Origin of the sequence: Anaerococcus rubeinfantis (assembly GCF_001487145.1) — a bacterium.
Classification (GTDB): Bacteria; Bacillota; Clostridia; order Tissierellales; family Peptoniphilaceae; genus Anaerococcus; species Anaerococcus rubeinfantis.
Genome location: NZ_LN913016.1, coordinates 939,107 through 963,816, shown reverse-complemented (window position 1 = coordinate 963,816; position 24,710 = coordinate 939,107). Strand labels below are relative to the sequence as shown.

At 27.6% G+C, this 24,710-nt stretch carries 25 protein-coding genes and 1 pseudogene; 24 read left to right on the top strand and 2 right to left on the bottom strand.

Going from position 1 to position 24,710, the window contains the following annotated elements:
- The first annotated feature begins 119 nt into the window (after positions 1-119).
- The 5 genes from BN3265_RS05535 to BN3265_RS09560 all read left to right on the top strand — a co-directional run bounded on the left by BN3265_RS05535 (position 120) and on the right by BN3265_RS09560 (position 3,127).
- The gene (locus BN3265_RS05535) at positions 120-437 is read left to right on the top strand and encodes a DUF6442 family protein (protein ID WP_058990553.1); all 318 of its coding nucleotides are present in this window, start codon (positions 120-122) and stop codon (positions 435-437) included.
- A gap of 9 nt (positions 438-446) precedes the next feature.
- Positions 447-653: a helix-turn-helix transcriptional regulator gene (locus tag BN3265_RS05530; protein ID WP_004816384.1), complete on the top strand. Its 207-nt coding sequence runs from the start codon at positions 447-449 to the stop codon at positions 651-653.
- 473 nt (positions 654-1,126) lie between these two features.
- The gene (locus BN3265_RS09670; RefSeq protein ID WP_236785284.1) at positions 1,127-1,276 is read left to right on the top strand and encodes a hypothetical protein; all 150 of its coding nucleotides are present in this window, start codon (positions 1,127-1,129) and stop codon (positions 1,274-1,276) included.
- Between the two features lie 933 nt (positions 1,277-2,209).
- Positions 2,210-2,815 carry a CadD family cadmium resistance transporter gene (locus BN3265_RS05520; protein ID WP_058990552.1) on the top strand — a complete coding sequence of 202 codons (606 nt, stop codon included), beginning with the start codon at positions 2,210-2,212 and terminating at the stop codon, positions 2,813-2,815.
- Positions 2,816-2,977: 162 nt separating this feature from the next.
- Positions 2,978-3,127, top strand: coding sequence for a hypothetical protein (locus BN3265_RS09560; RefSeq protein ID WP_167338297.1), 150 nt, complete (start codon positions 2,978-2,980; stop codon positions 3,125-3,127).
- Between the two features lie 428 nt (positions 3,128-3,555).
- Here BN3265_RS09560 and BN3265_RS05515 read toward each other — a convergent pair whose 3' ends face one another.
- On the bottom strand, positions 3,556-5,043 hold the full coding sequence (locus BN3265_RS05515) for a helicase HerA-like domain-containing protein (protein WP_058990551.1): 1,488 nt from the start codon (positions 5,041-5,043) through the stop codon (positions 3,556-3,558).
- 629 nt (positions 5,044-5,672) lie between these two features.
- On the opposite strand from BN3265_RS05515, the gene BN3265_RS05510 reads away from it, so the two are divergent.
- The 13 genes from BN3265_RS05510 (at position 5,673) to BN3265_RS05450 (ending at position 18,952) form a co-directional block, all read left to right on the top strand.
- Positions 5,673-6,173: a GNAT family N-acetyltransferase gene (locus tag BN3265_RS05510; RefSeq protein ID WP_058990550.1), complete on the top strand. Its 501-nt coding sequence runs from the start codon at positions 5,673-5,675 to the stop codon at positions 6,171-6,173.
- A 217-nt stretch (positions 6,174-6,390) separates the two neighbouring features.
- The gene (locus BN3265_RS05505; protein ID WP_058990549.1) at positions 6,391-8,187 is read left to right on the top strand and encodes a serine hydrolase domain-containing protein; all 1,797 of its coding nucleotides are present in this window, start codon (positions 6,391-6,393) and stop codon (positions 8,185-8,187) included.
- Between the two features lie 154 nt (positions 8,188-8,341).
- Positions 8,342-8,905, top strand: a complete 564-nt coding sequence (locus tag BN3265_RS05500) for a hypothetical protein (RefSeq protein WP_058990548.1) — start codon at positions 8,342-8,344, stop codon at positions 8,903-8,905.
- Between the two features lie 93 nt (positions 8,906-8,998).
- Positions 8,999-9,331 (top strand): hypothetical protein, encoded by a 333-nt coding sequence (locus BN3265_RS05495; protein ID WP_058990547.1) that lies wholly within the window; start codon positions 8,999-9,001, stop codon positions 9,329-9,331.
- 5 nt (positions 9,332-9,336) lie between these two features.
- Positions 9,337-9,534, top strand: a complete 198-nt coding sequence (locus BN3265_RS05490) for a helix-turn-helix transcriptional regulator (RefSeq protein WP_058990546.1) — start codon at positions 9,337-9,339, stop codon at positions 9,532-9,534.
- A 168-nt stretch (positions 9,535-9,702) separates the two neighbouring features.
- The gene (locus BN3265_RS05485; RefSeq protein ID WP_058990545.1) at positions 9,703-10,131 is read left to right on the top strand and encodes an ArsR/SmtB family transcription factor; all 429 of its coding nucleotides are present in this window, start codon (positions 9,703-9,705) and stop codon (positions 10,129-10,131) included.
- Between the two features lie 74 nt (positions 10,132-10,205).
- Positions 10,206-11,438, top strand: a complete 1,233-nt coding sequence (locus BN3265_RS05480) for an MFS transporter (protein ID WP_058990544.1) — start codon at positions 10,206-10,208, stop codon at positions 11,436-11,438.
- 105 nt (positions 11,439-11,543) lie between these two features.
- Positions 11,544-12,194: a response regulator transcription factor gene (locus BN3265_RS05475; protein WP_058990543.1), complete on the top strand. Its 651-nt coding sequence runs from the start codon at positions 11,544-11,546 to the stop codon at positions 12,192-12,194.
- Entirely contained in the window at positions 12,194-13,054 is an 861-nt protein-coding gene (locus BN3265_RS05470; RefSeq protein ID WP_058990542.1) for a sensor histidine kinase, read from the top strand. Before BN3265_RS05475 ends, BN3265_RS05470 begins: the two co-directional genes overlap by 1 nt.
- A 51-nt stretch (positions 13,055-13,105) precedes the next feature.
- Positions 13,106-13,786 carry an ABC transporter ATP-binding protein gene (locus BN3265_RS05465; protein ID WP_058990541.1) on the top strand — a complete coding sequence of 227 codons (681 nt, stop codon included), beginning with the start codon at positions 13,106-13,108 and terminating at the stop codon, positions 13,784-13,786.
- Entirely contained in the window at positions 13,779-16,214 is a 2,436-nt protein-coding gene (locus BN3265_RS05460; RefSeq protein WP_058991295.1) for an ABC transporter permease, read from the top strand. Before BN3265_RS05465 ends, BN3265_RS05460 begins: the two co-directional genes overlap by 8 nt.
- Before the next feature lie 85 nt (positions 16,215-16,299).
- On the top strand, positions 16,300-16,770 hold the full coding sequence (locus BN3265_RS05455; RefSeq protein WP_058990540.1) for a GNAT family N-acetyltransferase: 471 nt from the start codon (positions 16,300-16,302) through the stop codon (positions 16,768-16,770).
- Positions 16,771-16,825: 55 nt separating this feature from the next.
- Positions 16,826-18,952: a catalase gene (locus tag BN3265_RS05450; RefSeq protein ID WP_082664099.1), complete on the top strand. Its 2,127-nt coding sequence runs from the start codon at positions 16,826-16,828 to the stop codon at positions 18,950-18,952.
- 120 nt (positions 18,953-19,072) lie between these two features.
- Here BN3265_RS05450 and BN3265_RS05445 read toward each other — a convergent pair.
- Positions 19,073-20,078: pseudogene (locus BN3265_RS05445) on the bottom strand (IS256 family transposase); the annotation flags it as partial.
- 185 nt (positions 20,079-20,263) lie between these two features.
- Here BN3265_RS05445 and BN3265_RS05440 point away from each other — a divergent pair.
- The 6 genes from BN3265_RS05440 to BN3265_RS05415 all read left to right on the top strand — a co-directional run bounded on the left by BN3265_RS05440 (position 20,264) and on the right by BN3265_RS05415 (position 24,634).
- On the top strand, positions 20,264-20,965 hold the full coding sequence (locus tag BN3265_RS05440; protein ID WP_058990539.1) for a CPBP family intramembrane glutamic endopeptidase: 702 nt from the start codon (positions 20,264-20,266) through the stop codon (positions 20,963-20,965).
- A gap of 218 nt (positions 20,966-21,183) precedes the next feature.
- Positions 21,184-21,654, top strand: coding sequence for an STM3941 family protein (locus tag BN3265_RS05435; RefSeq protein WP_167338296.1), 471 nt, complete (start codon positions 21,184-21,186; stop codon positions 21,652-21,654).
- A gap of 564 nt (positions 21,655-22,218) precedes the next feature.
- The gene (locus BN3265_RS05430) at positions 22,219-22,530 is read left to right on the top strand and encodes a hypothetical protein (protein WP_058990537.1); all 312 of its coding nucleotides are present in this window, start codon (positions 22,219-22,221) and stop codon (positions 22,528-22,530) included.
- 553 nt (positions 22,531-23,083) lie between these two features.
- Positions 23,084-23,530, top strand: coding sequence for a MarR family transcriptional regulator (locus tag BN3265_RS05425; RefSeq protein WP_058990536.1), 447 nt, complete (start codon positions 23,084-23,086; stop codon positions 23,528-23,530).
- Positions 23,514-23,954 (top strand): hypothetical protein, encoded by a 441-nt coding sequence (locus tag BN3265_RS05420; RefSeq protein WP_245191095.1) that lies wholly within the window; start codon positions 23,514-23,516, stop codon positions 23,952-23,954. Before BN3265_RS05425 ends, BN3265_RS05420 begins: the two co-directional genes overlap by 17 nt.
- On the top strand, positions 23,954-24,634 hold the full coding sequence (locus BN3265_RS05415; RefSeq protein WP_058990535.1) for a hypothetical protein: 681 nt from the start codon (positions 23,954-23,956) through the stop codon (positions 24,632-24,634). Before BN3265_RS05420 ends, BN3265_RS05415 begins: the two co-directional genes overlap by 1 nt.
- The last annotated feature ends 76 nt before the right edge of the window (positions 24,635-24,710 follow it).

The window sequence follows — 24,710 nt, the reverse complement described above, 5'->3', positions numbered from 1 at the left end:
GGTATTAAAGAATATCATTCGAAAAGTAAAATATTTATTCTAATCTATTGACAATAAAACTTGGCATGATATAATATAAATACCAAGTAAACTTGGCAAAAGTAAAAAGGAGAATGAATATGAAAAGAGATGAAGTTTTAGCAAGAAGTCGTGAGGAGTATAAAGATCACGATGAGATGATGGTTGATATTTTTAAAAAAGCAGGTGAAGTTTCCAGCCAAATCGGATTAGCTGTTGCTGCCATCCTATTTGGAATTGAAGCTTTTTTCTTCAATTCTTTTAATTATGGAATACTAAGTATTTATTTTAGTATTGAAGCAACAAAAGAGATTGTAAAGTATGTAAAATTAAAAGAAAGAAAGCAATTGTTAATGGGGATACTTATGGCAATTATCGGAATTGCCTTATTTGCAGCTAACCTTATAACATTAAAGTAGTGATAGATTATGGATGATAAACTAGTTCTCAAAAATCATTTGAAAGAAGTCAGAAAAGAAAAAGGTTATTCACAACAACAATTAGCTGATGAGGTGGGTGTTTCAAGAAATACAATTAGCTCAATTGAAACTGGTCAATTTAACCCCACTGCTAAATTAGCTTTGATACTTTGCATTGCTTTAGAAAAGAAATTTGAAGATCTTTTCTATTTTTAAACAAACATAGTTAAACTAAAATCTCCCAACAGTAAACAATATAGTTTATTGAAGGGAGATTTTATATTTAAGTATTAGGAGGTGATACTATCGCTAAAGACGGAACATACAGAGGTGGAAGAAGAGTAAAAGCAGGAGTTAAAGAACAGCCTGCTGCTGAAAAAATAAAAAAAGGTAAAAAAGTATAAATATGATGAATGATATTCCTATTTTACTATAGACGAAAATCTAAAAATTGAAAAATCTATTTAAAATATATCCTATATGGAATCATTTCTAAATAAAATTCAATTACATGCGCTTATCCCATATAATGTACTTAGTTTAATTTCCAAAACGGAAATAAGTCTAAGTAGGAAGAAGTCTGGTTTATGAAAATAAAGTATGATTACTATATAAATAAATTAATACGGAAAAAAGGTAATGGATTTATTAAGATTCTTACATGATTTATAAGGATCAGGAAATCTTATTTGTTTAATAATCTATTTTATAATTATTTAATCCAAATTTGTGTATATGAAAAACATATTATAAAATTTGCTTTTGATTCAGGAAGAGATTTATTAAAAATTTTTGAAGATTTAATAGTTTTAGATGTACTAATTTATGAAAGATTATAAAAATTTTAGATAATATAATGAATAAAACAAATGATAAAGAAAATTTTATATCCTTTAAAATAAGCTACAATACTTAAATCATTTTATCAAGTATTAAATGGATTTTTGCGTCAAGATAATTTTTATGCTTACATTACCAGTAGTAATTCTAAATTTTTATCAAAAGATGTTATTACGGAATTTGCAGGTAGAGGAGATGAAACCCATGTTATTCCTCTAGTTTTTAAAAATTTATTCAAACTTTTAATGGCGATAAATAAGATGGTTTAGCTTAATACCAAGTATATGGAGGTCTACCAGCAAGGCTCTAATGAAAAGCAATTAATATAAGATGAATTATCTTAAAGGGCAGATTGAGAATTGCCACTTATGTTGAAACAGTAGGAACAATTTCAAAAAAATAATATGATATTAAATATTGAAAATTTTTAATAGATTTTATAAATTAATAAATAGATTTCATTTTACTAAAAAATTGGAAATATTTTAATTATACCTAGACAGGAAAGTGTAGATGAAAGAGTCAGGAAGATGAGTTTCTCTAAAATTTAAAAGAAATACAAAGTTGTCGATAGAAATTAAAAAATCTATCGATTTTCTATTTCACTTATATACGTGAGTTCAATTAATTATTATTTATAAAACTTATATTTGATGGCATAGTGTCTAGTGACTAAAGCATTCGGATTTTATAAGTAAGGAATGCGAACATATAGAAAGTTAATTATTAGTCTTCATAATTTGTGTTGATATCTATCAGCATAATTGACAAAATCCGACTGTTTTAGTATACTTTAATTAATATTAAAAGGAAAGGTGGGAAAATTGTGAAATTATTTCTTCGAATGTCTCCATTGGCAACTGCCAAGGCACAATGTATTTGCAGTCAATTTTTGATTGTCTAAAAAATTAAACATTTTGAAAGGAGAAATAATGGAAACAATAGTATCCGCTTTATTAGTTTTTGTCTCTACATCAATTGACTACTTAGTTGTTTTGACTATTTTATTCGCTATTCAAGGCAAGGAAGGTTTGAAATCAATTTATGCAGGACAGTATATAGGTACAGGACTGCTTGTACTGGTTAGTCTTATTGCCGCTTACTTTTTAAATTTTATTCCACAAGATTGGATTATCGGACTCCTTGGTCTAATTCCACTAGGTCTTGGTATAAGATCAATTTTTGTGGATGAAGATATTGATGAAGAAGACATCAAGGGAAAAATTACCGGAAATGGATCAAAAATCTTAGCATTTACAAGTTTAACAGTGGCAATGGGTGGAGATAATTTAGGAATTTATATCCCCTATTTTACAGGAAAGAGTTTGATTGAGATTAGTATAAGTTTAGTAATATTTGCGTTAGGAATTTTGATTCTATGCAAATTATCTCAAAATCTCGCCTCAATTTCTGCTATCGGAGAGATTGTAGAAAAGTACGAAAAAATAATTGTACCAGTCGTGTTTATTGGACTCGGTCTATATATATTAACTGAAAATGGAACGATTAATTATCTCATTTCCCTAATCACAAGTTAATAGTCTATTTTTATATTTCAGACCTATTAAAGGAAATCTTTAGTAGGTCTTTTTTGTTTACTTAAAATTCTCTTATCAGTCCTAAGAAATATGAGAAGCAAGAATTGTGTATGATGTTGAAAATAAGTGTTATTTTCTTGCCTGTTATATGGGAGGTAAATTATGCGAATAGAAAAACTGAAAAAGAAAAAAGAAGTTTTATTTGAAGAACACTCAAAAGACTATGTATTAGTAAGAACAAAAATAATAAATAAAATTCGTCTACTATATTTATGCTATTTTATTTATACAAATGATAATTATATATTATAAGTAAATTTAGATTTAGAGATAATTTAAAACATAAGAAATATACTTATGGATATATTCATACATACGACGCTTACTTAAAATATTAAAATTTATCCATACTGATCACTCAAGCCATTTGGAGGCTGTAGTATTGATTTCAAAGGTTAAATAAAAATAGCTGCAAAATTCAAGCTGTACTGAAATTTTTAGGCAATCTGGAAAATTTGGGATAGGGCTAATTGGAGGATTCTAGGGAATTTATCCAAGGACATCTCAACCGAGAAATCCTATGGATTAGTTGATGAGATAAATATCGGTGAGTTGGAGCTGTGAGATTGATGTTGGAGAGATTTCAATTTTGATATAAAAAAATTCCTATTAAAATATCAACTACATTTAAGAATTAAGAAAATACATCAAGGCAGGACTATGGTCCTGCCTCTTTTATCTTATCTTCTTTTTTTCATGGAACCAAGGAGCCCTCTTGCGATTTCACGACCAATGGTTCTTGTAATGGTGCCGAGCATAGAGTCGATGCCCTTATCGAAGTAAGTCTTTTGGCTTCGATTAGACTTTTGTGCTCTTTCGAATTCTTTTTTTTGATCATCAAGTTCCTTCTGTCTTTTGGATTCTGATTCTTCTTTTTCAGCTTCCAATTTTTCTCTTTCGATTCTTTTTAAAAGAATTTCATATGCGGATTCTCTGTCAATTGCTTCCTTGTACTTTGTATAAAGTGGAGAAGAATCAACCAAGGCTCTATATTCCTCATCGCTTAGTGTTGAAAAGGATGAGTGGGGCGGAAGGATTAGTGCCTTGTCTGCAACAGTTGGAGCACCATTTTCATCGGCAAATGAAACCAATGCTTCTCCGGTCCTAAGATTTATGATTTCTTCCTTTATATTCATAGATTCATCCTGCCTAAATGTGTCTGCAACAGCGTTTATCGCCTTTAGTTCCTTTGGAGAATAAGCCCTTAGTTGATGGACGATTCTGTTGGAAAGTTGTGACGAAATGGATTCTGGTATGTCAAGAGGATTTTGTGTAATGAAGAAGACGCCCACACCTTTACTGCGCACGAGACGGACGACTTGGATAATCTTGTCCTGTAAAACTTTTGGCGTGTTGTTAAATAGTAAATGCGCTTCGTCAAAGAAAAATACAAGCTTAGGTCTGTCCAAATCTCCAACTTCTGGGAAGTTTTCATAGATTTCTGAAAGCAAGTATAGAAGAAGCATGGAGTAGAGAAGTGGATTTGAGATTAATTTCGTAGCGTTTAAAATATTTACCACACCCTTGCCACTTGTATCTGTTCTAATAAAATCACCTATATCTATCGCAGGCTCTCCAAAGAATAAATCTCCTCCGGCATCTTCAATAAACAATAGTTTTCTAGAAATTGCAGAGAGACTTTGACTAGCCACATTACCGTAAGTCCTACTAATCTCGTCTCTATTTTCACCAACGAAATTTATCATCTGTTTAAGATCCTTTAAATCGATTAGCAGAAGCCCTTCGCTGTCGGCAACTTTGAAAATAATATTTAAAACCCCAGCCTGCGTATCGTTTAGTTCTAAAATATTTGCGAGCATAAGAGGACCCATCTCAGAAACAGTAACCCTAAGTGGAATTCCTTTTTCGCCGTAGATATCCCACATATTTACAGGATAATTCTTAAAATCAAAATTAGAAATACCAAGTTCTTCAAGTCTTGAATTTAATTTGTCATTCATCTCGCCAGGCTTAGAAATATTTGCAAGATCGCCCTTCACATCCGCAAGAATGGTCGGAACTCCAGAGTCAGAGAGACCTTCCGTAAGCACCTTTAGAGTTACGGTTTTGCCAGTTCCAGTAGCACCGCTGATCAGTCCGTGTCGATTAATTTTATTTAAAAGAATATAATTTTCCTTATTCCCATTGCCAATCAAAATTTTGTCCATGAGAACCTCCTTTCATAACTAATTTCATTATAACATAACAAATTAATATATAGAGGAAAACCTGGATTATAAAAAAATTCCTGAAAAATATGGAAAAGAGTTATCATTTACACATTTAACAAGTAAAAATTTTCAAAATACATGAAATGAAGATGAAAGATTACCTAGTTTAAGAATATGAGAAAGAATATATAATTTCATCGTGGGCACTGGGTATTATAAATATTGATTAGCTTATAATCATTGATTTGTGCTAAAATAATTTTAGCCTTATCCAGATTCTCAATGTCCAAGTCTCCTGATAAGAGTATTTTAATTTGATCTTCATAAGTTTTAAATTGTTTTCTCATGGTCCATCTCATACAAAACCCCACTACCTATGGCGAAGATATATTCTTTAAACAAAAAGATATATTAAATTAAGATTTTACAAAAATAAAATTTGTAGTTATGGTAACTATAAAGATATTTAAAGTGGCTTATAAATAAGTAATGAGTGAAATATTCTCATAGACAAGTCTTTTGAGAATTATTAAATTTTATCCAAACTGACCACTCAAACCACTTGGAAAGTTTGTTGGAATAGAAGATAATTGACATTTAAAGAGGAAGAATTCAAGGTGACAAAAATGTTAAACATAAAAAACATGAGTAAAACTTATAATGTTGAAAAACTTACAGAAAATGATATTGAAACCATATACAGATTCTGCCAAGGCAATAAGTTATATTATCGTTACTGCCAGGCAGAGATAAGTAGAGAACAAATCTTAAGTGACCTTTGTCTAAGACCTGAAGGAGTAAATGAAGATAATAAATATTATTTAGGATTTTTCGAAGATGAACTTTTAGTTGCTGTTTTAGATATTTTAGATGGTTATCCAGACGAAGAAATCTGTTTTATTGGCTTTTTTATGGTAAATATTTTATACCAAGGTCAAGGTATCGGCTCTGAAATTATTGAAAGTGTTCTAGCTTATGTTAAAAAAATAGGGAAAGCAAAAGTTCGTATAGGTATTGACAAGGGAAATCCTCAGTCAAAATCTTTTTGGAAAAAGAATGGCTTTAAGTTTATCAAAGAAGTAGAAAGATCAGGAGGAACAATTTTACTTGCAGAAAAAATACTTTAGTTAGTATTAATTAAATTAGATAAATATATATAATTTTTTTATAGGACTAAGTTTATGTCAAGTCCATAATGTTGTGTAAAATTTATTAGCACAATATTATGGACTTGACTTATATTTTAATAATACAATTATAGAAGTTTTACAAAACTATAATATTGGATTTACATGAAATAGGTATTTGAGTTTTACAATAAAATTAGGAAAGTAGAGGTGTTTTATGAAAAATATAGCTAAATCTTTAAGAAAATTTTTAATATTAACTTTATTTTTTAGCTTGATTTTGTCTCCTACATTATCTTCTGCTTCATCAGAAAATACTTTTCCTTCTGGAATAAGTTATAAAAATCTAGATAAAGAGATCGAAGACTATGTAGAAAATCATAAGTCAACAACTTGTGGATTAAATTTAATTGTTTATGATAGTAATGGTATTGTTTATGAAAATTCATTTGGATATCTGGATAAACAAGCTAAATTAAAGTCTGATTCTGAGTCTGTTTATGAATGGGGCTCTATATCCAAGTTATTAATATGGGTTTCTATAATGCAACTTTATGAAGAGGGAAAAATTGATTTGAAAGCTGATATAAAAGAATATTTACCAGAGGGTTTTCTTAAAAATTTATCTTTTGATAAGCCGATAAGAGTAATGGATCTTATGAACCATCAAGCAGGTTTTCAAGATACATACTTTATCCAGACTAAAAAAGCATCTGATATAATTAGTCTTGAAAAATCTCTTAGCATCAGACAACCACTACAAGTGTATGAACCTGGTGCTCATACTGCATATTCTAATTGGGGAGCAGCTCTTGCAGCCTTTATAGTTCAAAGAGTTTCCGGTATGGATTATGTGGAATATGTCAATAAAAATATTTTTCAACCACTTGATATGAAACAAAGCACTATCAGTCCTACATATACCGATAATGATTGGGTATTGAATAAAAGAAAAAGATTAAAATGCTATGACTTAGAAGGAGAAAGCATTGATGGCAATGGTATCTATTATATTTATCTTTATCCTGCTGGTAGTGCAATGGGCACAATAGGGGATTTGGCAAAATTTGCTAAGGCTATAACTCCTAATGATAAGAGACCATCACCATTATTTAAAAATCAAAAAACCTTAGATGAAATATATAAGGCAACTAGTTACTATAGTGGAACAGATATAGAAAAAAATTATCATGGATTTTTTGCAAGCGAATATGGTATTCAGACAATTGGACATGGTGGCAACACATTCGGATGCTCATCTATGTTACAATTTGATCCTCTTAGTGGGATTGGTATGGTTGTAATGACAAATCAAGCCCATGAAACTACATATAATTACGATATGTATGAGCTTATTTTTGGTAAATTTAAAGATTCTAAGCTCTTTAATATTAATAGAGAACTTCCTAATGGATTAATATTAAATACACGAGGGATTATTAAAGGACCACTTTCATTTTTAGGAGCAATGGGTGTAAGCTCTTATGGTGAAGAAGATTTAGAAAACTGGTGGTATGAAAAAGATGGAATAGTTGAGACTCAGTATTCAGATTTTATTATCTCCACACCAAAAGCTATTACTAACATATTATGTATGGCATTTTTTATAATTGCAGGCATATATGGGTTATTGAAAATTGTTATTAGTGGGATTTTTATCGATATAATAAAAAATAAGAAAAATCCTTTAAAAACAAATCCAATTCTCAAATATTCCTATATCTTATCATTTTTAATGTCAATGTCACTTATTAATTTGATAATAATATTTTTGAGACTTAGTAATGGTTATAGAACAGGTGATATTGGTAGTGTTAGCTCATATATAATTCAAAGTGCAATATTTATACCACTGCTTATTTTAATGGGAATCATTATATTTAAGCTGATAAAAAATTCTAATAAAGACACTAGCAAGAAATTAAAACATAATATTTTTGTAACAACTTTTCTTGCAATGACACAAGTATTAGTAATCTTAAACTTTGAAATGTATAAGTTTTGGGGATTCTAATAACAATGAAATTACTTAAAGTTTAAAAAAAGCAGCTACTATTTAAGGGGTCAGTTTACTTATTTTATAGGGCTGTTTTTAAATTTATATTTTTATAATAAATATTATAATAAATTTTAAAATATTTTGAAATTATATTGTATAGAAGGAGAAAATGAAAAATAGGGTGGAAATTTCTTTTAAAAGGAAAGTTTTTATTGATTTTGTTCTTTTAGTTTTTGCAATAACTTCTTTCTATCTGATTCTAAGCCATGCTTTTGGGTATTATCAAGAAGGAATTATTGGCTTTATTTGTGATATAGTTTTTCGTTTATTTTTTATTGTTATAATAACACTTATCTTAGCATTTGCTTATTATTTTAAGGAAAGTAAGAAATCTATTATTATATGGTGGATTTGTGCTATATTTTCTGGGATTGGATTTTTTTATTTATTAAAAGCACCAATCCTAGATTTAAATTATTTAAAGTCACCTAAATCTTTAAAAATTGATTATGTAAGTTTTGAAGAAGATAATAATTACGAATACTCGATATTTTATAGAATTTCTGGATATAATGAAAAAAACGAGATTAAAATTTTTGAAATAGATTCCAAAACTTATGATGAGGAAAAAGAAAAGTGGAATGATTATGATAATGTTAAAGCTAATATAAAATATTTGCCTCATACAGGAGTGCTGATGAATTTAAAAACATATAAAGAAAAAGAAAAGTAAAAAAATGTAAAGAACTCTTGACATATATACCAAAATTTTATATATTAATGTAAAGATAGTTTTATATTTTGAAATGAAATGGAGGTATTAATTATGAAAAAAGTTTCGAAAATGGATGAAATGGATAGGAATATTTTATTAAGGTCAGAAAGCTTAGCTTATAAGGTTGCAGTCATTGCTTTAAGTTTATGGGTTATTTATTCTTCTTATAAATCCTTGTTTAGTGGTTTTAAATATAATCCACTTCCGGTGTTGATTTTGTGTTTAACCATAAGCGTACAAAATTTTTCAAGAATCTATATAAAAAATAAGATGGTTGAAGGTGATGAGGAATATGTTAGAGAAAATAAATTCATGGAAATTATAGCTCTAACTCTTTCAATTTTTGCAATTATAATTTTTATAGGAATGCAAGTCATTAAATAGATTTTATGAATAATATAATAAAAAAGCTTAGAAAAGAAAATGGCTTAAGACAGGAAGATTTGGCAAAAGAACTTGGAGTTTCTCGTCAAACTATAATTGCAATAGAAAATAATAAGTATGATCCAAGTTTGGAATTGGCGATTAAAATTTCGATATTTTTTGATAAAACAGTAAATGATATATTTTTGTTTGAAAGTAAGTAATTATTTTTGTTTTTATAGTAAATTAAAAAAATTATTTCGATTTAAATTAAACTCTCAAAATTTTAAATTTTGAGAGTTTTTTTAATTATAAACTTTTAACGTTAAAAATTATTTGACAGTTTAGTAAATTTAAGTTACAATAAAGAAAATAAGATATGGAGGTGTAGTTTGAAAGAAGTTCATGTTTTAAATTCATTGGAAGAAATAAATATTGTAAGTGATCCTTTAAGGCTTAAAATAATTATGACTTTAGGAACTAGTCCAAAAAATGCCCAAGATTTATCAGATGCTCTTGGCGTAAGTAGGTCAAAAATTCACTACCACTTAAAAATTTTAGAACAAAATAAAATTATAGAAGTCGTTGATACGGAACTTATTAATGGAATCACACAAAAATATTTTTTGCCAGTGGCTAAGGCTTTTATACCCAATAGCGAAATATTTAATAAAAATTTAGAAGAAAAGGTATTTTCTTTTAAAATTTCAGGAAAATCGTATGAATCATTTGAAAAAGACTTAAATGATTTAATAAAAAAATATAGTGAAGATGAAGATACCCAAGAAAGTTTTCAAGTACAAATTTATAAATTATCTTAAAACCAGTAAGTTAATCCTTACTGGTAAAAAAATACGAAACTGTCAAATAAATTTAAACGTTAAATATAAGGAGAATGTTAAAAATGATTAAAAATAAAGATTTTTATGTCCTGCTTTTAGGACGACTAATAACAAATTTTGGAGATAGCCTATATGCGATTGCATCAACTCTTTTGGTTTATAAAATGAGTGGATCTACAATTTATTCGGGCCTTACTCTTTTTCTTACCTCATCAACTGCCATAGTTCAACTACTATTAAGTCCAATTTTGGATAAAATTAATATGAAAAAATTTTTGATTTTATCTCAATTTTTTCAAGCAATCTTGATTTTAATTATTCCATTTTTATATAAATTTGGAAAATTAAGTGTCTATCACATAATGATAATAATGCCAATAATTTCATTGATTAATCAACTTGTTTATCCAGGTCAAATATCTCTACTTCCAAAAATTTTATCTGAAAAAGAACTTGTTACAGGAAACTCTTTGATGACTATGGCTTATCAAGGATCAAATGCAATTTTTGATACCCTTGCAGGTTTTATAATTTCAATTTGTGGTTTTATGACAGCTTTTTTTGCTGATTCCATAAGTTTTATATTGACTGGGATTTTATTTTGTTTTTTATCAAAAAAACTTAGCCATTCTCAAAAAAGAGAAGAAAAATCAAAAGAAAATCTAATAAAAAATCACTTCAAATCTCTTAAAGATGGACTTGATTTGTTTAAAGATTCAAGTATTTTTGCCCTAGTTTTTGGGATAGTTTTTATAAACTTTTCTGCTACATCAATAAGTGCAGTTTTGCCTGCTTTTGCACAAAATGAAATATTTTATAGTTTGATGCTTGCAGGAATGGGAGCGGGTCTTTTACTTGGGTCTTTGTTTGCGGGATTTCCAAAATTAAAAGAAATTTCTCTTGGAAAATTATATATTTATGGAATGATGATTGTAGCTTTAGCTTGGATCCTTTTTTCTAATTTTCAAAAGAATATAAAAATAGGAGTAGTTTTGTATGGGCTTGGATGGTTTGTTGTAGGTCTTGTAAATGTTTATGCTCAAACTATGGTTCAAATAATAGTTCCAAGTGAAAAAATAGGTTCTGCTATGGGGGCTATGGTAGGAATTTCTACTTTTATGGCACCATTAGGAGCTTTATTTGGTGGATTTTTAGGAGAATATTTATCAAGTTCAAAGGCCATATTTATTGGATCTTTCATTATATTTTTAGTTGCTATCTTTTGGGCATTAAATGAAAATATTAGAAAATTGCCTTCAGTTAATAAATTTCATAAAATCATTTGAATTTATTAGAGAATTTACTAATCCAAAAATATTTCTTTTAATTTAGAATATAATGCTATACTTAAAGTAATGTTATTTTGAAAATTAAAAATGAAGGGATTAGAAATGAAAAATATTTTAATCATAGAAGATAATAAAGAAATAGCCTTACAAATGAAAAAATATTTAAGTAAAAATGGATACAATGTTGAGCTTGCTTCATCTTTTTATGAAGCTAGTTACAAGATGAATATTGATATTGATGTAGCTTTATTAGATATAAATCTTCCAGACAAAGATGGAGAAGATTTGATTGAAAAATTAAAAAGTAAAGATATAAGAGTTATTGTTACTACTGTAAAAAATGATGAAGATTTTATAATATCATCTCTTGATAAGGGAGCAGATGACTATCTTACTAAGCCATTTTCCCTTGCGATTTTAAGGGCAAGAATTGATGCGGTTTTAAGAACTCTTCCAATCTCTCAAGATAAAATTATTAGATATAAGGAAATAAAAATAGATTTAAATAATTCAAAAGCTTATTTTAAAGGGAATCAAGTAGAATTAACTCCACTTGAGTATGAAATCCTGACCTTATTTATTAAAAATCCTCACAGGGTTTATACGAGAGGCCAGCTTTTGGAAATGTTTTGGGAAGATAGGGATAAGTTTGTAAATGATAATACCCTAACATCTACTATCAAAAGAATTAGGGAAAAACTTGATAGGGAAATTATTACTACTGTTAGAGGAATTGGTTATAGGATGGATTAATGGTATATGTATTTTGGATAATAAGTCTATTATTTCTTTATTATTTTTTAGAAAAAAGGAAGAAAAATAGAATAAATGAGCTTATTAATTTAATTGAAAATATGAAAAAGCAAAATTATAAAATTCCTATGAAGCAAGATGACTTTTCAATTTTGGAGGATAAAATTTACAAACTATTTATAGAAATAGTAGAAGCCAAAGAGACAAGTAGAAAAAATAGTGAAAAGCAAATAGAATACCTAGAAGATATTGCCCATCAAATAAAAACTCCTATCACATCTATGCTTTTTTCTATAGAAAATTTGGAGATGGACTTTCCAGATAACGAAGATGTAGAAATTTTGAAAAGACAAACTCTTAGATTAAACTCTCTATCAGATATTTTGCTAAAACTATCAAGCCTTGATGCTAACAAAGATCTTATGAAAAAAGAAGAAATCCGTTTGGATGAATTGGTGGATTATGCATTAGATAGTTTGAATTTAAAGAGATTTACCAATGTAGAAATAGATAAGAGTTTAAAGGGAAATAGTATTTATGGAGATTTTTATTGGTTGGCAGAAGCTCTTATCAATATTTTGAAAAATGCTGAAAATAGGACGACTTGTGATAAAATCATGGTTTCATCTTACAAAAATCCACTTTATACAAGCTTAATCATTAAAGATAATGGCGGAGGAATAAAAAAAGAAAATATGAAAAAAATCTTTAAACGATTTTATAAAACCCCTGACTCAAATGGTTTTGGAATAGGCCTTGCCATGGCAAAGACAATTGTCGAAAAAAATAATGGAGAAATTTCTGTTAAAAATGAAAATAATGGGGCAAGTTTTGAAATAAAATTTTATAATGTCACCTAAAAATCACTTTACTATCATATGCTTATTTTAAAGAAATATAAGGAGTAAAGCATGGAAATATTAAAGGTAGAAAATTTAAGAAAAGAATATGGAGAAGGAAACAATAAGGTCGTTGCCTTAAATAGCATTGATCTTGAAGTAGAAAGAGGAGAATTTCTTGCTGTTGTTGGTCCAAGTGGTTCTGGAAAATCAACACTTTTACATATAATAGGTGGTGTCGATTCTCCTGATTTTGGCAAGGTTTATATTGATGGAAATGATATTTCAAAATATTCTTCAAAAGAGCTTGCTTATTTTAGGAGGAGAAAAGTTGGATTGATTTATCAATTTTATAATTTGATTTCAAATCTAACCGTAAGACATAATATAGAACTTCCTTTAAAGCTTGATAAAAGAAAAATAAATGAAAAAGAATTTTCAGATATTATTAAAAAATTAGGTATAGAAAATAAGCTTGACTCATTTCCAAGTGAACTTTCAGGAGGTCAGCAACAAAGAGTTGCCATAGCAAGAAGTTTGATTTATAGACCATCAATAATTCTTGCAGATGAGCCGACAGGAAATCTAGATAGGAAAAAATCTAAGGAAATTATAGAAATTTTAAAATATTTTAACAAAACATTAAAACAAACGATAATTCTAATAACTCATGATGAAGAAATAGCCCTACAAGCAGGTCGTATTGTAACCATAGTTGATGGAAAAATTGTGGGAGATGAAAAAAATGAATAAGAAAAATTTCCCGATTTTTATTTCATTATTTATTGTAAGTTTATTTTTTACAGTGATTTTTTATTATGGATATACAAATTTAAGGGCTAATTATGGATACTATATGGCTTCAAATTTTAATCATGCAGAGATTAAAGACAAATTATCAAGTGAAGATGTAGAAAAATTAAGATCAATTGAGGATTTAAAATTAGTTGGGAAAATGTCCCTTGATCTTGATAATGCAAAACTTAATGATAACTTAATTGTTATTAACTATCAAGATACAGATGTAAATAAGATGAGAGAGTTTTCTAGACTAAAAGAAGGTAGATTTGCAAAAAATGAAAATGAGCTTGTCCTATCAGAAAGCCTTGTAAAGAAAAATAAACTTAAACTAGGAGATAAAATTGAACTAGATTTTGGAGAAAGAATTTTAGGTGGCAAAAAAATAGGTCCAACTAGTCCAAATACCGACAGGGAAAAATTTGAAAAAACAAAATCTAAAAAATTTACTTTAGTGGGCGTTTATGGAGATGTTTATAATAAATATAGTAAACTAAACTTTGCCATGGGCCTAGAAGATGAAATGAAATCTTTTAAAACATTTGTAAAGTTTGATTCTTTTGAAGATGCCTACAAAAACAAAGATAAGATTCAAAAAGAAATAAATAAAGCTTTGGCTAAGAATGTCAATTTAGAATTTTCTGAAAATCTAATAAACTATTATGGATTAGAAAATGAACCCTTACAAAACATAATGAGCCAAGCAATTATTATATTATCAGTACTAGTTTGTATAGGTGTATTTATATTTTTTATTAAAAATATTTTTTGGGTTTGGGGACTTAGAAAAATTAGAGAGCTTTCAATATACAAATCCATAGGTTCTACCAATGGACAAATTTATTTATTGCTTTTAAAAGAAGGACTTATAATAACTGCAATTCCAATAATTTTGGGACATATTTCAGGTTTTACTTTTATATATTATTTATATAAAAATATAAAAGTAGGAGAAGGAATAAGTGCCTTTGAACTAGTAAAATTTAATCCCTTATTAACTTTAGCAATACTTTTGCTTTCTTTCATTGTTGTTAGTCTTGCAATAAAATCTCCTGCCAAAAAGATTTCAAAAATCAACATCATTGATGGAATTAGGGGGAATATAGATTTTTCAAAATCAAAAAAGAAAAGGGCCAAAGATTTTTGGAAAGAATTAAAACTGAATAATCTAGCATCAATAAAATCACAAAGATATATTTCTGCAATAGGTATTCTTATAATTTCAGTATTTATAATTGTAATAGGCATATCAACTTATTACAGAGATTTTTCACACTTTGATGATGGATATAATTTTTCTGTTGATTATTTTAGTGAAAAAAATCAAGTCCCAAAAATATTAAAAGAAATTACAAATAAAATTCCAAATGAAAAATCTTATATATCAAAAGAAAAATATGTACAAGTGAAAAATAATAATGAGTTTTCACAAGAAGCAAAGAAAGCTGGTCTAGACAAAGAAGCAGAAAAAAATATCAAAAAATATAAAGAAGATGGAATGGATGGATTTATCATAGCTTTGGAAGAGGAGGATTTAAAAGAGCTTGGAGGGAAAAAGGGCGAATTTATTTTATATAATACAATCCAAGAAGATTCATCAATTCCAATAAAAAAGGCAAAGAGGATTCCATATTTTGAAAACCCACAGAGTTTAGATATTAACTTTGAAAATGATTATAAAAAGACGATTAAAATTTCAAAAACAATAACAAATTTGGGAAAATATAAGTCGAGAACAATGCCTTTTGATGTAAAAATTTATACAGATTTTGACACTTATTTTAAACTTATGGAAGAAGCAGGTGATGAGAAATACACAAATTATGCCTATACTTTAAATATGAAGGTAAAAGATTCTGACAGTAAAGACGTAAAAGAATATGTAGAATCCATGATTAGAAGTAAAATCTCACCAGAGGATCGCTTTAATATCACAACAGGTGAAGAAAGTGAAAAAAATAGATATAATGACTTGAAAAGTCTAATAAAAATTGTAATAGGTATTGCTTCAATAATCTTTGTACTAAATATAACTAACGGATATTCATCCATTAATTTAAGCCTCATGAGCAGAAAAAAAGAAATAGGAAGCCTTTACTCTTGTGGTATGGATGTAGATGAGTTAAAGAACATCTATCAAAAAGAATTTATTGGTGAACAAGTAAAGTCATTTATTATTGCAGTTCTTGTAAGTTTAGGACTAATGCTTATAATTTCAATAATTTCTACTGATCTTAAACTGATAACATTAATTAGATATTATGACTATAAAAGCTTTTTAGGATTTTCTTTTATAGTTTATGGAATAAATCTACTTATTTATCACTTCTCCTTAAAGAAAATATTAGATAGACCAACTATTGATTTGATTAGGACAATTTAGAAAAATATCCATTTCTATGAGTTTTAAATTGTTAATATATTTAGCTAAGTTATATAATAAAAATATAAATAGAAATGGAGTAAATATGCTTGTTAGAAGATTTGAAAAAAATGATGCAGAGGAAGTTTCCAAACTTATTATAAAAACTTTAAGAACTACAAATATAAAAGATTATTCAAAAGCCTATATTGAAAAAGGCGTAAAAATTTTAAATGCTAAAAATATAATTGAAAAAGCACACACTAGACATTTTTATGTGGTTTGTCTTGATGAAAAAATTATTGGATGTGGATCTATAGGATACGATGAAGAAAAGGAAGAGTCTTGTTTTTATACTATTTTTGTTTTGCCTGAATATCAAGGAAATGGAATAGGAAGACTAATTGTAAAAAATCTTGAAAAAGATGAGTACGCTAGAAAGTCAAAAAAAATTATCGTTCCATCTTCTATTACTGCAAAATATTTTTATTTAAAATTGGGATATAAAAGTAAATATCAAAGTGATATTCCAAATGAAGATGGATTATTTATATTAGAAAAATCTAAAAATATTTGAATTGTTTTAAAAAGGGTAGTAATAGAATGAAAGAGAAAATTATTAGGAGGTAAAGATGGTAAATAAAAAAGATAAAAGCAAAGATAGTTTTATTAAGGCTCCATTGACACCAGAGGGAGTTAAAAAGATTGACCCTGTTAAAGATAATGATAAGATTAAAGATTTAGAAAAAAATAAGGTTGACAATAAGAAAAAGGCATTTACAACTAACAAGGGTCTAAAGATGGCCGAAGAAGAGTTTTCTCTTAAGGCTGGAAGAAGAGGCCCAACTTTACTTGAAGATTTTCATTTAAGAGAAAAAATAATGCACTTTGATCACGAAAGAATTCCTGAAAGAATAGTTCACGCTCGTGGTGTTGGGGCTCATGGTATTTTTAAATGTACAAAAGATATGAGCAAATATACTAAAGCTTGTTTATTTACTAAAAAAGGCAAAGAAACTCCTTTATTTTCAAGAATATCTACAGTAGCAGGATCTAGAGGTTCAACTGATACTCCTCGTGATGTTCGTGGTTTTGCTATAAAATTTTATACAGAAGAAGGAAACTATGATATAGCTGGAAATAATATGCCAGTATTTATTATTCAAGATGCAATGAAGTTTCCGGATTTTGTTCATGCAGTAAAGCCTGAGCCTGATACAGAAGTCCCTCAAGCTCAATCAGCTCATGATACTTTTTGGGATTTTGTAACTCGAAATCAAGAGTCTGCTCATATGGTTATGTGGCAAATGAGTGATAGGGCAATTCCTCTAAGTCTTCGTATGATAGATGGTTTTGGCATTCATACTTTTAGGTGGATAAATGATGAGGGAAAGGCAACTTTTGTAAGATATCAATGGAATCCTCAATTAGGTGTTCACTCAAGAGTTTGGGATGAAACGCTTAAAGTTTCTGGAAATGATCCTGATAGTCAAAGAAAAGATTTATACGAAGCAATTGATGAGGGAAATTACCCAGTTTGGGATTTTTGCGTTCAACTTTTACCAGAAGAAAAAGAACATGACTTTACTTTTGATATTCTAGATCCAACAAAAGTTTGGCCTGAAGAAGATATACCAAAGGTTAAAATTGGGGAAATGATTTTTAATAGAAATGTTGACAATTATTTTGCAGAAACGGAACAAGTTGCCTTTAATCCAGGAAATGTAATTCCAGGTATTGATTTTTCAAATGACCCTCTACTTCAAGGAAGACTTTTCTCCTACACAGATACTCAACTTCTAAGACTAGGTGGACCAAATTTTGCTCAAATACCAATCAATAGACCAATTTCTGAAGTTCACAACAACCAAAGAGATGGATGGCATCAACATATGATAAACAAGGGACCAGTTTCTTATATGAAATCATCTATTGATGACCAATCACCTTACTATGAAAGTCCAGAAAATGGTGGATATGAACATTATCAAGAAAAAATAGATGCAGAAGTTATAAAGGCGAGAGATGATAGTTTTAGAGATCATTTTAGCCAAGCCACAGCATTTTATAAATCAATTAGTGAAGTTGAACAAAAACATATTATTAATGCGTTTTCATTTGAATTATCAAAAGTTAAAAGAGAAGAAATAAGACAAAATGTCGTAGATATGTTTGCAAATGTTGATAAAAAAATGGCAGAAGAAATAGCTAAAAATGTTGGAGTTGATAAGCCAGATGCTGACCGTGGTTTCGATCCTTCAGGATTAAAAGCAAAAAAAGAAGCTTTAAAAGTTAGAATGCCTGAATTTTCTCAAGAAAATACCATATTTAAGGTTGATACTTTAAAAGTTGGAATATATTCAGATGACGATGATGATTTTGATTTTAAATCTTTGGTTAAAAAAATTGAAGATAAAAAAGCAAAAGCTGAAATTATACAAGCTAATTTAAGTGAAACAAAAGATGGTCAAATGGTTAGCCACAGATATGTTACTATTCATCCTGTATTAGAAGATGCAATGATTGTAGTTGTTCCTAAAAAGCCATCCAAAGAATTTAGTAAAAATGTAAATGAATTTGTAAATGAAACTTTCAACCACTACAAACCTTTATGGATTATTGGAGATGCTTCAGGTATTCTTGATAAAAAACAAGAAAAAGCAGATGGAGTTATGGTTACAAAAGATGCTAAAGATACAAGTAAGTTTATAGAAAATCTAAGTAAACAAAGATTTTGGAACAGAGAAGGTTCAATTTAAACATTTATAGATAAGAGCTTAGTAAGTGCTAAGCTCTTATTTTTATAAAATAGTTTTATTTAAACCTTTAAAAAATTAAGTCAAGCCCATAATATTGTATAAAATTTACTAGCACAATATTTAGTATTTAATTCTAATATACAATTTAGAAGATGTTATCCAATCCTCATTGATATCAATGAGGATTGCTCCTATTTAGCCTGATAGCTGAATCTTCATTAGGAAAAATTCTAATTACTTTTTCACGTCTTCTAATTTCTTGATTTAATCTTACTAAGCAATTTGTAGATTTAACTCTACTATGAATTATATCATTAGCTAAATATGCAAAGGCATCTTCAAATCCTTCAACTAAGGTGTTTAAAGAGTTTTTAAATTTCTTTTCTTTTTCGTATTTTAAGAATATCTCATATTTCATTTTTCTTGCCAAGTTTATGTCTTGGATTTTAAATAGTGCTTTGATGTCTGTTCTAAATTCTTCTGTGTTTTTCTTTGGTGAGTTTGATAGGATATTTCTTAAGAAATGCACTTGGCATCTTTGCCATATTACATTTACGAATGTTTCTTTTATTGCTTTTACTAGGCCTTTATGGGCATCTGATATTACTATTTTAATTCCAGATAGTCCTCTAGCTTTTAAATATTCAAAGAAGTTTGACCATGAGTATTCACTTTCGCTAGCACTTAGGTCTAAGCCTATTATTTCTCTATTTCCTTTTTCAGTTATTCCTATTGCAAAATGACATGCTTTTGATACTACTCGATTGTTTTCCCTTACTTTTATGTATACTACATCTACAATTATGTAGGGATACTTAGTAGCACTTAGGTCTCTATTTCTCCATAGTTTTACTTCTTCGTCAAGTTCTTTAGTTAGGGATAATACAAAGGATTTAGAATATTTTTTACCATACATATTTTCTATCACCTTGGATACTTTTCTTACTTGTGCTCTCTGTACATACATTTCTAGCATGGTTGTAAGTAGAGCTTTTTCATTTCTTTGATATCTTTCAAAAATTTCAGTTGAGAATTTACCATCTCTCGTTCTAGGTGCTCTTAAGGTTAATGTTCCTATTTTTGTTGTATAGTCACGTTCATAGTAGCCATAACGATAAGTACTTCTATACTGACTTTATCTTAATACGTGATAGCAAATATATTTATTAAGATATTTTGTAAGTAAGTATACAGATAAAGTAAAATTTTTTTTACAAACTTGCTTTTAAATTTGATTTTATTATAGTAAATATATAGAAAAAATCAGAAATTTTATTGTATAAATTAATGAAAAATTAAAAGGGGTTAGAAATGTATCGACTTTATCAAAAAAATGAACTTAATTTTGCAATTTTTTGGATTGTAATTTACTGTTTGATTACTAGTTCAATTAGAGGAAAATTTGGGGATGAAAGTTTCTTTATGCTCATCGGCCTAATCTTTATTGCTTTTTCTATTACTTTTTTTATAAATAATCATAAGCTTAAAGAAAAATATGGTCTTGATAAGTATCCAGAAAATTCCAAGAGATATTTATACTTTATTCCAGTATGGATTCTTGTAACTGGCAATTTATGGGGTGGGCTTAATCATGTTTATTCTGGGATTTCCCAGGTATGGTCTATTATTTCAATGCTTTTAATTGGATACATAGAAGAGATAATTTTTCGTGGTTTTTTATTTAAGGCTATTCTAGAAAAAGATGGGGCAAAAAAGTCTATCATAATTGTAGCTGTAACTTTTGGCATTGGTCATATTGTTAATCTATTTGCTGGCCAAGCGAGTCTAGAAACGCTAGCTCAAGTATTTTTCGCCATAGCTTGGGGTTTTATAATGGTAGTTATTTTTTACAAAAGTAAGAGTTTAATTCCATGCATTATTGCACATGGATTGATAGATGCTTTTTCCAAATTTGGCGTAGAAGGTTCATTTTCTCAGTGGATTTATATAGTTGCGACAATTATAATTGCATTTTTTTACTGCAAATATTTGTTGAAACTTGAGGATAAATAAAATTTGGTTTGATTGAATTTACTTTTAATAATGTTTTAAATAATATAATAGGAAAAAACAAAGTGATTAGATCAATATAAAATTTTGTCATATAGTATTTTTAAATAACAATAAATGAATTTAATCTTAGCTTGTTCTTATTACAAACAATAAAGATAATATAATAATATAAAGAAGTAAAAAGATTTACTTGTAGAAAAATTTAATAATATTTAGCATTGAAATGCGTTAGAGGAACAATTGATAGCAGATTAGAAATACGTAGTAGTAGATTAAAAAATATAAATTTGAGTTTATTGGGTATCCTTATGACAATAATTTCAGCATTTATGCTATTAGATGGACTTTGTGGAGGCAGTATTTTATATAATATATTCACAATTTTTATTGGACTGTTTGGAACATTGTTTTTTGGAGCGGCAACATTGTTTTACATTAGAAATATTTTTATAATCAAACCTGTTTTGATTTTAGAAAACGATGAATTTTATGAAAATTCAAGCATATTGTCTATGAAAAATTCTTTAATAAGTTGGGACACAGTTAAGAAGATAAAAAATATGCCTATGATGGGTCAAGGAATGGTATCAATATTTATGAAAGATCAGGATGCATATTTGGATAAGTTACCATTATTTAAAAGGTTAATAACTAAAAAGTTGCTAAAAAAGTTTCTAATCTTATTATAAAAATTTTAAGAACAACTAATATAAAAGATTATTCAAACGCTTATATTGAAAATGGAGTAAGAATATAAAATTCTGAAAATATAGTAGAGAAATCTCAATTTATACATTTTTATGTGGTATGTAATGATGAGAAAATTATTGGCTGTGGATCTATCGGATATGATGAAGATAAAGAAGTATCTTGTTTTATACTATTTTTGTTTTACCATAATATCAAGATAGGGTAGTTGGAAATAAGATTGTTAGAACTCTTAAATATGATGAATATACTAAGAAGTCGAAAAAAATTATAGTTCCATATTCTATAACTGCAAAATCTTTTTATTTAAAATTGGGCTATAAGAGCAAATATTCAAGTGATAATCCAAATGAAGATGGATTATTTATTCAAGAAAAATCAAGGTATAAAAAATTATAAATTCGTATTTGATATCATAATTTTAAATGAGATTGCTTATAGATGTTTTTATAAAGAAAAAGCTTTAAAATATTGTTATTATTTAATAAAAAAGACAGTAATTAAGTGAAAATAGTTAAATATATTAGAATTTAAGGAGGGAAAATATGAAACTAGAAGATTTTACAGATAAAGAAAAAAAAGAAATTGATGATGGACTTTCTACTGCAGAAATTAGTGATAAGGAAGCTGGAGATAAAATTTTAGCTCTTCTTCCAGATGGTTGGATTAAAAAAATTCCTTTTTTTGTTAGAAAACATTCAACGACAAAAACAATAGAAAGAATTGCTAATGATTATCCTGAACTTTTTGCCCTTGCAAAAAAAGAAGGAGAACTACCAGAAAAAGAGCGTGAAGAATTAAGAAAAATTATAACAGATATTTTCCGTGAAAAAATGGAAAAACATAATATTAAATAAGTTTATGTGATTAAATTTAAAATTGATAGCATATAGATATAGATCTATTGATAGAAAATCAAAGTTGATTTAATAAGATTAAAAATCAAAAGACATGATGTTCTAAAAAATATGAGGATTGTATTACTAATTCATCAAAAAGTACTAAAGATTTAAGAAAAATTATAGAAAATTCTGGGCTTAATCCAAATGATCTAAAAACTACTGAATTTTCAATTAATCATACTGTAAAAGACTAGAATCAGCAAAAAACAATTACTGCAAAAGTAATAGAAGATTCAAAAACAAAAGCAAAGATACTTACAAATTATAGTGAGGTTATGCTTGGAGAAATAATTTTCATTGTTTTGAAAGTAAAGTTAATATTGATATAAAAGCGGATGATATAAATATGTTGATACAGTGACTATAGTTTGGAATATAAAATAAATTTAAAATTACAAATATTAATTAAGGCGGAAGAGAAATCTTTCGCTATTTTTTTGACAAAAATATTTTTTGAAAGTAGAATGATTCTAAATAGAACCGTTCTATATAGAACAAAGGAGGACTTATGCATTTTTGGGATCAACATAAAAATATTACCTTATATTATGAATCATTAACAAAATCAATTTGTGATAAATACGATTTGAAACAGATGGAGTATGATATTTTGATGTTTTTACATTTTTACCCTCAATCTAATACGGCTGCTGATATTGTGAAAATTCGAAAATCTACTAAATCTCATGTATCTACTTCTTTAAAAGTTCTTGAAGAAAAAGGACTTATTGAAAAAAAACAAAGCATGGAAGATAAAAAGTGCATTGAAATTTTTCTTCTTAATGATGCTATTGAAATAATAAATGATGGAATTGAGATTCAAAAAAAATTTATGTGGAATTTATTTGAAGGAATTTCTGAAGATGATATGAAAATTTTTAAAGATGTATTTGATCAAATTTGTAAAAATGCTGATAATTTTTTGAAAGAAAGTGATAATGAAAAAAATGTATAAAGTTAAAAAACGAAATCTCTTGCTTATTGCTGGGCTTGTATGGATAATTGCAGGTTTTAATGTAACAAGGCTTGGAATAATTTCTTATAAAATTATTGATAGAAAATGGTATCTGTACTTATTTTCTCTTATTATTTTTTTAATTTTTGGAAGTATGTTTTATAAAATGACTAAAAAGCATACAAAAAGAATTTTAGGATACGAGGATTACAAGCCTTTTTGGAATTTTTTTGATAAAAAAGCCTATTTAATAATGGTTTTTATGATGGGTGGAGGTATAGGATTTAGGGCTATGAAAATTTTTCCTGATATTTTTATTGGGTTTTTTTATACTGGTTTGGGATTAGCTTTGACTTTTTCCGGTTTGATTTTTATAAATAATTTTTTTAAATATAATAAATTGTTAAAAAAGGAGAGTTTGTGATGAAAATTGACCCTTACAATCCAAAAATTTTTGATTTATTTGAGGTTATTTTTGATATTGGATATTTAATCTTTGATTTGATTGCTGGAATTATATTTTTTATTTTTTCAAAAGCTAATCCCTTGTTTATTTTGTATGGAATTTTAACTTTGACCTTGTGTTTTGGAGATGCTTTTCATTTAATTCCTAGAGTGAAAAGAGCTCTTTATGGAAGTAATAAAAAAATAAATAGACAACTAGGCCTTGGCCTTCAAGTTTCATCAATAACAATGACTATTTTTTATATTTTACTCCTTTATATTTGGAAATTAACTTTTCCTGAATTAAAAGCTCCTTTTATAATTGAAATTATTGTTTGGATTACAGGTATTATAAGAATATTTATTTGCTTTTTACCACAAAACAATTGGCTTACAAATGGTGGAAATATGAAATTATCTATAATTAGAAATTCAGTTTTTGCGATTACAGGTCTTGGTATCATTATTTTATATATTATTTCTGGAAATACTAATAATTATAATATGACAAGAATGGTCTGGGCGATAATTATTTCATTTGTTTGTTATTTGCCGGTAACTATATTTAGTAAAAAATATCCAAAGATTGGCATGCTAATGATACCTAAAACTTGTGCCTATATTTGGATAATAGTTATGGGGCTTCAAATATTGTTTTAAATAATTAGGTATAATTTGTTGAAATGAGAGATTTATAAAAAAATTTGATAAAAAAAACACAATAACTTCTAATTAA